This window comes from Gordonia sp. N1V, from assembly GCF_029269935.1.
GTDB classification, from domain to species: Bacteria; Actinomycetota; Actinomycetes; order Mycobacteriales; family Mycobacteriaceae; genus Gordonia; species Gordonia polyisoprenivorans.
The window spans coordinates 290349-303492 of sequence record NZ_JARJDD010000001.1; the positions used below are offsets into that span (position 1 = coordinate 290349).

A 13144-nucleotide genomic window follows, 5' to 3' on the forward strand; every position below is an offset into this window, starting at 1 on the left:
CCGGACCCTGACACCCCTGCAACTGCCACCCTCCGCGGATCAACCGGTAGCCGATCGTCAGCACACAGCACGGTGAACAAGATTACCCGCCCCAACACCCCGGTTCGACCGTTGTCGCGCGGATCGTCTCTCAGGTCGCTTTAATCGTTTTCATGCCTTCTGTACATGTTCGTACCCGTCGGTCACGCGCCGGCCGGGTCGCGATCGCCGTCCTGACCGTCATCATCGGCCTCACGACCGCCTGTTCGGTCAGCGGCACACCCGTCGCGGCAGGCCCCGCGATCGACGGCTTCGTCACCGGCGTGACCGCGATCAACGACTCGGGCGGGTCGTCGTCGACGGTGTCGGGGACGCTCGGCGCAGGACAGTCGGCAGGACCGACGCTGCGGTTGCCCGACAACGTCACAGCGATCAACGGCGGTAGCGTCCTCCAGAACACCACCTCGTCGACGCCCATCACCTCCATGCGAATAGCGTTGGAGGCCAAGCACAATGGCAAGGCAACCGGCAAACCCGCGCCCGGATACACCGAACTGAAGCTGGGATCGGCGACGGCAACCGCCTCGGTGGTGATGACGTTGGCGCAACAACTTCCGTCGGAGGATTTCGCCTTCTACTTCGCAGGTGTCGACGCATCGGGCGTGCAGGGTCCGATGGTGCGTCAGGAGGTCAAGGCGCTCAAGGTCGGAACCGGCGCGGTACAGGTCAGTACGTCGTGGACCGTCGACAGCGACCTCGATCTGATCCTGGTCGAGCCGTCGGGCGACAAGATCTATTTCAACAACAAGACGTCCTCGTCGGGCGGCACGCTGGATCTCGACTCCAACGCCGACTGCGACATCGACGGCAAAAACAACGAGAACATCACCTACCCGCAGGCACCCTCCGGCACCTACACCGTGTACGTGAATCTGTATTCGTCGTGTGGAACGCCGGCAACCGATTACGTCGTGACGGTGAGTGTGGGCGGTCAACAACCACGCACCTTCACCGGGACTTTCACCGGTCCCGGGTTGCGTACCGCCGACACCTCCGAGATCCGTGAGGTGACCACCTTCCAGGTGGGCTGAAGTTCACGCGGGACCACCTGCCCGAGATCACCAAACCGTCCGCTGAGATGGGCCGTCGGCCGCCCGTCATCGACAATCGTCGACGCCGTTCCTCTCCCGCCTGAACGACTACGGCACCGGTCGCGACGAGGTGTTGGGTATCGTCATCCCGGAATCGCTGGTGGCGTATCAGTGGCTGGCCGAGGGGGAAGTGTGTGAACGCGGGCAATTCGGGGATGGTCGCCGGGTATCACCTGATCGGTCCCATCCGTACCGATGCACTCGGGCAGGTCTTCATCGCAGACCGTCCCGGCCCCACCGGACGCGTGTTGATGCGGCTGTTGGCCGTCGACCCGAATGCGCCCGGCTTCCGGTCCCGCTTCGCCGCGCAGGCGCATGCGGTGCAGGGACTGGTCCATCCCGGCCTCGGTGGACTCCTGCAGTACGGCGAGGAGTCCGGCCGCACCTGGTTCACCAGCCGCTTCGTCGACGGCCACCTGCTGACCACCGACCGGCGCGCCGACGCCGAGGCCCTGGGTATCGCCGGGCAGGTCGCCGATGTCCTCGATCACGCCCATCGCCGCGGGATCGTGCACGGCGACCTCGGGCCGGGCGAGATCCTGCTCCCCGGTGCCGCCGGGCCGGGTACGACAGGTGGATCGGTCGTCGTCCTCGACGTCGGCACGCTGGCACTTGCCGGCCGCCCGATCCTGAACCCCCTGTCGGGGTCACCGGAGTACACCGCGCCCGAGGTCATCGCGGGTCAGCCCGTCGGTCCCGCGTCAGACCAATACTCGCTGGCCTGCCTGCTGTACCAGATACTCACCGGCACAACACCTTTCGCCGCTTCGTCGCCAACCGAGGTCGTGAGCGGCCACCTGCACCGCCAAGCACCGCCGATCAGCGCGACGCGTCCCGATCTCACCGCACTCGACGTGGCGTTCGGCCACGCGCTCGACAAGGACCCCGCCCGGCGCTACCCGGACTGCCGGGCCTTCGTCGGAACGGTCGCCACCCTCGCGTCGCGGGCCGCCGCGCAGCACCAGCCCTCCGCACCCGAAACACCGCCGACGTCGTTGCGCGAGCGCGCCCACTCCCCTGCACCGGGACCCTCTGCACCGGTGGTCACAGCGGCACCGGCTGCACCCCCCGTGTCCGTGCCGGAGCAGCCGACACAAGCGCCCGTCCAACAACTCCCCGTCCCCGAACGTGCTGCACGCCACGCAACCGTTCACCCCCTGTCCGTTCCGCCCACACCCGACGTCGCTGCGCCCGACGTCGCTGCGCCCGACGTCGCTGCGGCTGACGTCGACCCCACCTCCGGCCCGGTGACCCCGGCGCCTGCACCGCCGACGGTCGTGCCCCTCGATACCGGTTCTACGCCCGGCGGCGCATCGACGCCGCCGGCATCACCCGCCACCGGGCCATCCCAGGGCGACCTCTCCCCGAGCATTCCCATGCCGAATCCCTCTGTCGGCCAAACCATTCCATCCGGCATGGGAGTGGCAGCAGACCCACCGCCACCGCATTCCCCCGACGACCGGCTCGCACCGCCGCCGACCGGATCGGCGACTCCCGGTTCGCCGGACACGCTGCCACCGATGGAGCTTCCGGCGGACCCGTCTGCTTCGGGTCGCGGCACGCGCGTCCGTCGCCGCGTGCTCGCCTCCGCGCTGGCGCTCGCCGCCGCAGCCGTGATCGCGGTCGTCGCCGTGGCGGCCACGTGGTTCGTCGTCGGCCGTGGACCGACGCTAACCCAGGTCACTGCCACGCCTCTGTCCAACGCCCACAACACCTCGTGCGCCATCCGCAACGGCCAGGCCTACTGTTGGGGCTCCAACTCCGACGGCGCTCTCGGCAATGGCACCACGGTCGACTCCACCACTCCGGTACAGGTCGGCACCTTGTCCAAGGTGACGAGCATCTCGGTCGGGTGGACCTCGGCGTGCGCGATCGCCGACGGAACCCTGTATTGCTGGGGGAACAATGCCGCCGGTCAACTCGGCGACGGCACCACCGACAATCGCCTGACCCCCACCAAGGTGGCCGCACTACATCACGTGACGTCGGTCTCGGTCGGGTCGGACGTGACACTGTCGGGCGACAACGTCTCCTCGGACTCCACCACCTGCGCGGTCGCCGACGGCGGTGCGTACTGCTGGGGCGCCAACACCTACGGCCAGCTCGGCGACGGCACCACCGACAACCGCACCACCCCGACCCGGGTCCAGGGTGTCGACGGGGCCGTTTCGCTGACCACGGACTCCGGCCAGACGTGTGCACTGACCGACGGCGGGGCCGTGTACTGCTGGGGATCGAACAGTCGTGGCCAACTCGGCGATGGCACCACCAATGATCGCCACACCCCGACCCGGATAGGCGGACTGTCCGACATCACCGACGTCGCGACGTCGGTCGGGACGACCTGCGCCGTCGGCGACGGAAACCTGTACTGCTGGGGTAACGACACCTTCGGCCAGACCGGCGGTGGCGACCGCCTGACGTCGCGGACCCCGACACAGGTCCCGGGCCTCACCGACGTCACGTCCGTCTCGCTGGGAACCCAGACGACGTGTGCGGTCGCCGGCGGGGCCGCCTATTGCTGGGGAAACAACAGCTCGAACGGGGCCGGATACGATCCCCGCGGGTACTTCAGCACCCCGATGAAGATCTCCGGACTGAACGGCACGGTCACCGCCGTCACCACCGACTCCGTCGCGTCGTGCGCCCAGGTGAGCGACAAGGTCTATTGCTGGGGCGACAACAGTCGCGGCGATCTGGGAATCGGCTCCACCGATCCGGTCAGTGCGCCCGTCGAGGTCGCGTTTTGAGCGCGCGTCGGGTTCTGCTCACACAGACCGGTCGCACAGAGAGGAGCACCCAGTAGTGGCACAGCTCGAAGAAGGCAGCAGTTTCGCCGGCTATCAGGTTCTCGCCAAGTTGGGCGCCGGCGGGATGGGCCAGGTCTATCTGGTCGAGCATCCCCACCTGTTGCGTCGCGAGGCGCTCAAGGTGATCTCGGTCAACGCCGCCGACAACGCCGAGTTCCAGCAACGCTTCACCAACGAGGCTCGGACCGTCGCGTCACTGAATCACCCGGGGATCGTTGCGATCCACCACTACGGCGTCGAGGGTGATTCGCCGTGGTTCACCATGACCTACCTCGACGGCAGGGACCTGACCGCGGGTGGACTCTCGGATGCTGAGATCGGCCTCGTCGCCCTCCGTGCAGGTGAGGCGCTGGACTACGCGCATCGCCATCAGGTGATCCACCGCGACATCAAACCGGCCAACATCATCGTCACGCGCGAGCCGGACGGATCGATCGAGCAGGTCGTCTTGCTGGACTTCGGTATCGCCAAACTCGCGGATTCGACGTCGATGACCGCCACCCACGCATTCATCGGGACGCTGGCCTACGCCGCACCAGAAGTCATCGACGGTGTCCCCGCGGGCCCGTTCAGTGACCAGTACGCGCTGGCGTGCAGCATGTACGAACTACTCAGCGGCGCTGCACCTTTCGAGGCCCCGACGCCCTCGGCGATGATGGCCGCACTGTTGTCCAAACCAGCACCGCCACTGAGTGCACGCCGACCCGACCTGGCGGCGCTGGATCCGGTGTTCGCCCGTGCGCTCGCCAAGGACCCCGCGCAGCGCTACCCCGACTGCCAGTCGTTCGCACGCGACCTGGCTGCGGTGCTGATGACCTCTACGGGCGGCCCGGCATCGGCGATCAGTCCTTTGGCGACGACGGACCCCCGCGGCGGGGGCCACCTGCCGCCCGACGCCGATGCACCGACCGTCGAATCGCGTCAACGCACCACCCGCCGTCGTCGCAACCTGCTGCTGGCCCTCGCAGCGGCGTTCGCCGTCGCGGTGATCGCGGTGGCGAGCACCGCATGGGCGGTCGGACGCTCCGACCCGGTACCGCCGGCCGCCGCGCCACTCGCCTTGCGCGAGGTGAGCATGAACTCGTCGGACACCTGCGCCGTCCACAACAGGCTGGCCTATTGCTGGGGCGAGAACGACAACGGTCAGATCGGCGACGGCACCACCACCGACCGCAGTTCACCGACGAGGGTCAGCGGTCTGACCGATGTCTCGGCCATTACGGTCGGCGGCGCCGCCACCTGCGCGGTGGCCTCGGGTAAGGCCTACTGCTGGGGCTCGATCAGCAAGGTTCTCCTGCCCAAGGAGGTCCCGGGGCTGACCAATGTCACCGACATCGTCAGCAGCGCATTCACCACCTGCGCCATCGCCGACAGCTTCTTGTACTGCTGGGGTCTCAACGACAAAGGGCAGGTCGGGGACGGTACGACGACCACGCGCACCGCGCCGACCAAGGTGGAATCGTTGTCCTCGGTCACATCGGTGTCGGTTTCGGCGGGCTCCACGTGCGCCATTGCCGACTCCGTCGGCTACTGCTGGGGCCACAACGCCAGTGGAGAACTCGGCGACGGGACCACCCAGGACCGATTGACCCCGACCCAGATCAAGAATTTCCGCTTCGCCTCCACGCTGACCGTCGGCGACAACTGGGACGACGGCACCACCTGCGCGCGCCGGGCCGACAAGGTCGGGTACTGCTGGGGCAACAACAGCTCCGGCCAGATCGGTGACGGCACCACGGCGAATCGCCCTCTGCCGACGAAGGTGCTCTCCGACGTCGACTCGATCACCTCCAACGGGGGCGCCACGTGCGCGGTCACCAGCTCGCGCACGCTCATGTGCTGGGGGGATCAACGCAACAATTACTCCAATCAGCTGACACCGGCGCTCGTTCACGGGATCGCCGGTGTGACCTCGGTGGCCGTGTGGGACAACAACACGTGCGCGATCTCCGATGACCAGCTGTTTTGTTGGGGACTCAACAGTGAGGGACAACTCGGTGACGGCACCACCCAGTCTCGACCGACACCGACTTTGGTGAAGTTCCCCACCTGACCGGTCGCCGGCGTTGCCCGGCCGTGATCGAATTGTGCCACAACTCGAATTGCTACAGAAGTGGCTGATGTAGTTCAGTGTGACTATTGTGATTCGACTTTCTCGTGGTACTCGGACCCGCCGCACCGCCTTCCGCCGCACCGCCAACGCCGTCCTGGGTGCGACGGCTGCACTCACACTGATCGGTGCCGCGGCGGGCACCGCCGCGGCCGATCCCCTCGACGACGTCGCCGGCGCACTGAGTCAGCAAATGGCGACCGGCTCCGCAGAGCTCGGACTGCCACAGCTACTGCCGATGATCCCCGGACTCGGCGATCTGCTGCGCTCGGGCGGCGCACCGGGCACCACACGCTGCGCTTCGGTCGTCCAGATCGGTGATTCGACCTCGGTCGGTGTGGACTCCCCGACCAAGGTTCCCAGCCCGGCAGACACCCTGTCCGCGCAGTACAAGCGGGTCGGCGTCGGCACCGTCGATCTCGACGCCGATGGTGGCCGATCCATCGTCGGCGCGGTCGACGGCCGGCCGAATGCGGCCGAGGCCGTCGCGGCTCACCTGGCCAAGGGCGAGAAGGGCTGCTGGGTGATCGCGGTGGGCCTCGAGGACGCAGCCGACATCGCCAAGGGCTCGACAGTGGCCGCCGACGAGCGCATCGATCGGATCATGAACCAGTTGCGGGGCCAGCCGGTGCTGTGGCCGACGGTCACCACCTCGGATGCGACAGTGCGCGGATACACCGCCGCGGAGATGGCCGGATTCAACAACGCGCTGCGACGCGCCGTGGTGCGCTACCCGAATCTCGCCGTCTACGACTGGGCCGCGGTGGCCGCCGGGCAACCCGACTGGTTCGTCGATGGAATCCACTACACCGCCGCCGGAACCGCGGCACGCAACACGCGTTTCGCCGACGCACTGGCCACGGCCTTTCCTCCCGGCACCGGTGTCACACCGGCAACGAAGTGGGTGTCGAACTGACCTGGAAGTAGTTGCAATCGCAACGAATTCTTTTGGGCCACAATCCATATTCGCGAATCGGTCATCGTTCCCCCAACCGGAGGACACTGCGGTCGGTCGTGCGCAGAAACGTCTCGCCACACCGCTACACTGAGCGGCTGATGCTCCCCTGCGAGCACCTCGACATCGCTGTCATGTCACCACCGCACCCGAACGAAACGCTCACCTGCCTGTATGCCACGCCCCATCCACATAGGGTCAGCCCACCTGCCCGCCCTCGACGACGTGCGCGCGCATGCCGTCGGTCTTGTCGTCACCGATCCCTGGTCTCGTAGCCACATCGACCGAGCCACGACGAGGGTGATATCGATCGTCACGGAGGTAGACACGACACCGACGACAGCATCGAGAGAAGGGAGGGCGAACGCATGAAGGCACGTCTGCGCACATGGCGCGCGCGTCGGCACATCCCATCGATGACCCATCACCACGGCTCGGGGCACACGACGTCGACCCTGCTCGGTGCGCCGCCCCCCACGAGCCTGGCGATCACCGGCCCGATGGCGAGCCTGAGCCCGATCGGAGTCCTCCACGAGCCCGGAACGGAGCCGGTGTACGCGCTTCCGGCGCCACCACGAGGACCCGAGCCGTACATCGAAGGCTCCGATGCGGAGACCGTGGAACTCAGGGCGATCAGCGACGCCGACACCGTCGAGCTCCGACGCCTGTCCGACGAGGTCACCGCCGAACTCCCGATCGCCCTCGGCACCGAGACGACGTCGGACGACACCGACACAGACACAGCCGAGGAGGAGGCGGCCAACACCCCGTCGGATGACGAGGAAGCGGCCGAGACCGACGGTCCCGAGGCGGACGACACCGACTCTGACCGCACCGACTCTGACAGCACCGACTCGGCCGCCACCGACTCGGTCGGTGTCGAGGAAGAAGAACTCGTCGACGGAAAACGCGCCGACACCGATAACCCCGACACCGATGAGGTCGGCGAGAAGACCGAGACCGACGCCGACGTCGAGGCCGGCGAGACATCGGTGGTCGAGGATGCTCCCGACGCCGAAGCGTCACACGAGGACGAGGACGCGGAGGCCACCGCCGACGCGGCGGAGGACTCCGACCACGCCGACGACGCTGACGAGCCCGCCGACGACGACACTTCCGCGCAGGAAAGCGCCGAGACCCCGTCCGACGACACGGTCGAGATACCGGTCGATGCGGCCCAGGCCGCGACGGTCACGGCGATCCCGAACATGCGGGACCGGCGCACCGCCCAGAAGAGCGCCGAGCCAGACGCCGGCACAGACACAGACACAGAAACAGACACCGACACAGACGAGAAGTCGTCGGCGCCCACCGTCCGTATCCCCAAACCGGTCTGGACGCTGTCCACGAAGCTCCTCTCACCGACCACTCCCACGACCTCGGAGCCGGCAGCTGATCCGGAATCGGCTGTCTCACCGGCCGGCGCAGCCACTCTGGCGCCGGGTCGCATCCGGCGCAGCCGTGCGCTCGACGGCGTTCGCGGTATCGCAGTGCTCGCCGTCGTGCTCTATCACTTCTTCGGCGACGCGGTTCGCGGCGGCTACCTCGGCGTCGACGTCTTCTTCGTCCTGTCGGGCTTCCTGATCACCTCGCTACTCGTTCGCGAATACGGAGCCAGCAAGCGAATTTCGTTGTCGCAGTTCTGGACCCGACGCGCCCGTCGCATTCTTCCGGCCGCGCTGACGGTCCTGGTCGTGGCCACCGCCGTCGCCGGACTCATCGGCGGCGACGTCGGAGTGCAGCTCAAGAGCCAATTCCTCGGGTCAGCGTTCTTCGTCAACAACTGGGTGCAGATCGCGCAGTCGCACAGTTACTTCGCCGAGACGACACCCCAGATCTTCATGCACTACTGGTCGTTGGCGATCGAGGAACAGTTCTATGTGGTGTGGCCACTGCTGTTCCTCGGTGTGCTGTGGTTGGCACGCCGAACCTCGACGCGTACGCAACTGCGGATCACTGCCGCGGTGACGATCGCACTCGGCGCGGCGTCGGTGGCCGCGATGATCGCGATCTACAACCCGGACACCGACCCGAGCCGGGTCTACTTCGGCAGCGACACCCATTCCTTCGGCCTGCTGATCGGCGCCGCACTGGCACTGCTGTGCACCGCCCCGGCCGCCGATGCCGCCGATTCGTGGCCACGTCGGGTCTCGCCGCGCACCGCCGAGATCCTGGGCAAGACCGTCGCACCGGTCGTCTTCGTCGGGCTTCTGGTCCTCATGTTCACCTTGCCCGATACCTCACCACTCACCTACCAGGGCGGGCTCCTGCTGGCTTCGGTACTGACCGCGGGCGTGATCCACACCGCGGTCGGCGAGACCGGGCCGGTCCCGGTGATCCTGCGCGTGAAGGCCCTGCGATACCTCGGCGAGCGATCGTTCAGCCTGTACCTGTGGCATTGGCCTGTGGTGGTCTTCCTGCGCGCCTGGTTCCAGGAGGGCAAGGGCACGGCGTCATTCACCCTTCCCGGCTGGCTGATCGGCATTCTCGCCGCGGTGATCACCCTCGGCCTGTCCGAACTGTCCTACCGCTACATCGAGACACCGTTCCGCCGTAAGGGTTTCCGCGGCGTGCTGCGCGACCTCGGGAATTCGGCACGTCTACCGATCCCGGCCGCGGTGTTCGCCGCCGGCCTGGTCGTGATCCTGTTCGCCGGTTCCGCGCTGGGTACCAGCCCGTCGAAGTCGCAGTTGGAACTGCAGCTCGACCACCTCGCCGAGCTGCAGCGCCAGGCCAATGCGAGCCCGCCTCCGGCTCCCCCACGTCCGGCCGCGCCGAGTGCACCACGGCTACCGACCGGCCAGGAGATCACCGGCATCGGCGACTCGGTCATGCTCGCCTCGTCGCAGGCGTTGCGTGCGCGGTTCCCCGGCATCTACATCGATGCGCAGGTCTCGCGTCACTACAGCGGCGGCGAAGGCGTCATCGAGGATCTCCGCGCGTCCGGCGCGCTCCGCAAGTTCGTGGTGCTGGGATTCGGCACCAACGGGCAGGCGTTCCCCGGACAGCTCGATCGCATCCTCTCCGAGATCGGCCCGGGTCACCTGATCGTCTTGCTGGTCCCGTTTGGTCCGGTCGACGGCATCCCGCAGGCAGCACAACAGGTTCTGCAGTACGCGCCGCGACACCGCAACGTCTTCTTGGCGCCGTGGTGTCAGGCCGCGGCCGCCCATCCGGAGAACCTCGGTCCCGACGACGTCCACCCGATGGGACCAGGCACCTGGATGTATGCCGATGCGGTGACCGTGGGCCTGCAGCAAGCCGTCACCGGTAAGCGTGATCCCAACATCACCTGCCCGATCTGAGGACCGTCAGCCGGCAACCCATCGCGTCGAGGGCGCGGCGCCGACGCTGCCCGACGGATACGCCGCGGCCAGCGCATCGGCGAATCGCTTGTTGCGATCGGCGGTGCCCGCGGCGGTGTAGTGGATGCCGTCGGTGAACTCGGCCGGCGCAGCGGCGCCGGCCCAGTCCACCACGGCCAGATTGGCATAGCGAGCGGTCGCGTTGCGCAGTGCGGTGTTGAACGTGGCCATGGCGGCCGAATCGAACGCCTTGTTACTCGGGTTCGACGAGGTGACCGTCGGCCAAAGGACCGGCTGCCCGGACAGCTGGCGCATGATCCGATCGATGCGGGCGTCGGCGTTGATCGAACTTCCCGTCGAGATGTCCCCGACGTCGTTGACACCCATGGCGATCACCCAGCAGCCGCGTGCGCCGGACGCGAGCCGGGACGCGACGGCGTGTTCGGCATCCGGTGAGGGTCCGCCGACGATCGCCCGGCCGCTGACCGCATCGAGGGTGAAGCTGTTGACCCCGACGCGGCGGTATTGGGCACTGGCGGTGTCTCCGGCCGCCGGAACGTACGCCGGATCGTCGGCGCGCACCGACGTCGAATCCCCGACCTGGATCACCGAGGTGCATCGTGACATACCGGTCTGGTCACCCGTCCCGGGGATCAGGCTCTGCAGGCTGGGCAGCAGATCGCCCAACCCCATGTCCGACGACGAGTTCGGGATGCCGGCGACGATGCCCGGCAGGTCGTTGAGGTCCGGCAGTGCGTCCGACGGCGCGGCGGCGCAGTGTCCGGCTCCCGCGAAGGCCAGCGCACCCCCGGCGAGCATGCCGACGCCGACGCGGCGCAAGCGGCCACGGGTGCAGATCCTGGTGAGCTGAGACAGCGACAGTTTGTTCACAATAGTCACACTGAACTACACCAGTCACTTCTGTCGCAACCCGAGGCGTGCAACGACTTGGTCAAGACTTGGCGCCCCGCTCGTGGCGAGCGGTGCGGTGACAGTGGAGTCAGACGGCGGCGAGCGCCTTGTCCCAGAGGGCCTCCGAGCGCGCCTCACCCGGGCCGACGACGTCGGCGAAGGCGATGCTGCCGTCGGTGTCGACCAGGAAGGTTCCGCGATCGGCGTATCCGCGGCCCTCGCTGAACACGCCATAGGAGCGGGCGACGTCGCCGTGCGGCCAGAAATCCGACAGGATCGGGAACAGGAACCCCTGCGCCGCCGACCACACCTTGTGCGTCGGCGGCGGCCCGACCGACACCGCGACCGTGGTCACCTCGTCGTTGGCGAAGCGCGGCAGATTGTCACGGATGTACCCGAGTTCGCCCTGGCAGGTGCCGGTGAAAGCGAGCGGGAAGAACACGATGAGGACCTTGCGACCCTCGGAACGCAACCGCGACAACGAGACCCGCTGGTTGTTCTGGTCGCGTAGCTCGAAGTCCGGTGCGGTGGCGCCGATCCCCAGCGGGACCGACATCTCCGGAGCGCTCATGGGCGTTTGCCGGAACGCGACTTCGGTTGCACCAGACGCGAACCCGACCAGTCGCCGAGACTGACCACCGAGGTCTGGGTCAACCCGGCAGTGGGCGCCGCCTCGGCGATCTCACTCGGGTCGACGTAACCGGGATTGCCCGTCTTCGGCGAGAAGACCCAGACGTATCCGTCGTCGGCGAGCGGGCCGATCGCGTCCATCAGACGGTCGACGAGGTCACCGTCGTCGTCGCGCCACCAGAGCACCACCGCGTCGATGACGTCGTCGGCGTCCTCGTCGAGCATCTCCGCGTCGATCGTGTCCTCGATGTCGGCACGCAGGTCGTCGTCGGTGTCCTCGTCCCAGCCGAGTTCCTGGACCACCATGCCGGGGGCGAACCCCAGTTTCTGTGCACTGCTGCCGTCGGAGCCATTGCTCCCTGAGGCGGCTACCACCGCGCGAGACCTCCCAAGTCAACATGTTTCGCCGTGTCGGCAATTCGATCGCAGCCGACCCGATCAGCCGACTATTGGGACAGCGTAATGCACTCGACGATCGTGCACCGACACGAATTCATGAACTCGCGCGCCGCGGGGCTATCCGGGTGGGCGTGCACCGGTCGTGGTCGGGGCCAGTCCGGGCGGGGTCGGCAGGTAGGTCGCGCAGGCGGCCAGCACGGACTGCTTGTCGCGGGTCCAGGTGTCGGCGATCGGATTCAGGCCGACGAGCTCACGTCGTCCGATGGCGTCACCGAGCCGCCCCGAGCTGGTGAGAAAGGCGTTCACCGGGCCGGTCACGTCGGCGGTGACCGCATCGGTGACCTTCGCCCGGATCTGGTCCACACCGGCGATCAGGCTCGCCCGGGCGCGGTCGTCGAGGTCACCGACACGGTCGTAGGACTGGACCGCGTTCAGACGATCGACGAAGGTGTTGTACCCGCGGACCATCACGACCATCGACGACATGGCCTGCCGACACAGCGTCACCGCGAGCTCCCGGCGCGCCGCCGAGGTCGAGGCCGACTGTTCGGACCGGTACATCGACACCTGTGCGGAGTCGACGGTCGGCGCGCCGGGCACCGACGTCGCACATCCGGCGACGATCAGCACCGCGGCCGTCAGGACCACGGTCACACCCACCCGTGTCGCACCCCCGGCGGTTCTCCGGCCGCGCAACACCCCGGAGCGCCCCTGGTCGGCGTCCGTCTGATGGCATTCTTCTGTCCCGCTGTGGCACCCCCCGACGTTGCGCAGCTCCGCCCGGTATGCCCGGCGGGCCGATGCACGCCTCACTGCACGCTCCTTACTCCGTGGTAATCACAAACCGAACGCTACCGCAGGTCAGGTACTACGCGCCCAATCCGAACACCCCC

General features: G+C 67.6%; 9 protein-coding genes. 5 read left to right on the forward strand and 4 right to left on the reverse strand.

The window, feature by feature from the left end; translation table 11 throughout:
• The first annotated feature begins 152 nt into the window (after positions 1-152).
• The 5 genes from P3L18_RS01310 (at position 153) to P3L18_RS01330 (ending at position 10310) form a co-directional block, all read left to right on the forward strand.
• Positions 153-1070 carry a hypothetical protein gene (locus P3L18_RS01310; protein WP_014360421.1) on the forward strand — a complete coding sequence of 306 codons (918 nt, stop codon included), beginning with the start codon at positions 153-155 and terminating at the stop codon, positions 1068-1070.
• A gap of 194 nt (positions 1071-1264) precedes the next feature.
• Positions 1265-3880, forward strand: coding sequence for a serine/threonine protein kinase (locus P3L18_RS01315; RefSeq protein WP_276113005.1), 2616 nt, complete (start codon positions 1265-1267; stop codon positions 3878-3880).
• 55 nt (positions 3881-3935) lie between these two features.
• Entirely contained in the window at positions 3936-5993 is a 2058-nt protein-coding gene (locus P3L18_RS01320) for a protein kinase (RefSeq protein ID WP_020170860.1), read from the forward strand.
• A gap of 88 nt (positions 5994-6081) precedes the next feature.
• Positions 6082-6966 carry an SGNH/GDSL hydrolase family protein gene (locus P3L18_RS01325; RefSeq protein WP_276113135.1) on the forward strand — a complete coding sequence of 295 codons (885 nt, stop codon included), beginning with the start codon at positions 6082-6084 and terminating at the stop codon, positions 6964-6966.
• A gap of 407 nt (positions 6967-7373) precedes the next feature.
• Positions 7374-10310: an acyltransferase family protein gene (locus tag P3L18_RS01330; protein ID WP_276113006.1), complete on the forward strand. Its 2937-nt coding sequence runs from the start codon at positions 7374-7376 to the stop codon at positions 10308-10310.
• A gap of 6 nt (positions 10311-10316) precedes the next feature.
• On the opposite strand, the gene P3L18_RS01335 is transcribed toward P3L18_RS01330, so the two are convergent.
• The 4 genes from P3L18_RS01335 to P3L18_RS01350 all read right to left on the reverse strand — a co-directional run bounded on the left by P3L18_RS01335 (position 10317) and on the right by P3L18_RS01350 (position 12911).
• A complete protein-coding gene (locus tag P3L18_RS01335) occupies positions 10317-11210 on the reverse strand; it encodes an SGNH/GDSL hydrolase family protein (protein ID WP_231386648.1) in 894 nt (297 codons plus the stop codon).
• Positions 11211-11310: 100 nt separating this feature from the next.
• Entirely contained in the window at positions 11311-11793 is a 483-nt protein-coding gene (locus P3L18_RS01340; protein ID WP_006371505.1) for a peroxiredoxin, read from the reverse strand.
• Positions 11790-12227, reverse strand: coding sequence for a DUF3052 domain-containing protein (locus P3L18_RS01345; RefSeq protein ID WP_006371504.1), 438 nt, complete (start codon positions 12225-12227; stop codon positions 11790-11792). Before P3L18_RS01345 ends, P3L18_RS01340 begins: the two co-directional genes overlap by 4 nt.
• A 141-nt stretch (positions 12228-12368) precedes the next feature.
• Positions 12369-12911 (reverse strand): hypothetical protein, encoded by a 543-nt coding sequence (locus P3L18_RS01350; RefSeq protein ID WP_276113007.1) that lies wholly within the window; start codon positions 12909-12911, stop codon positions 12369-12371.
• Positions 12912-13144: the final 233 nt, after the last annotated feature.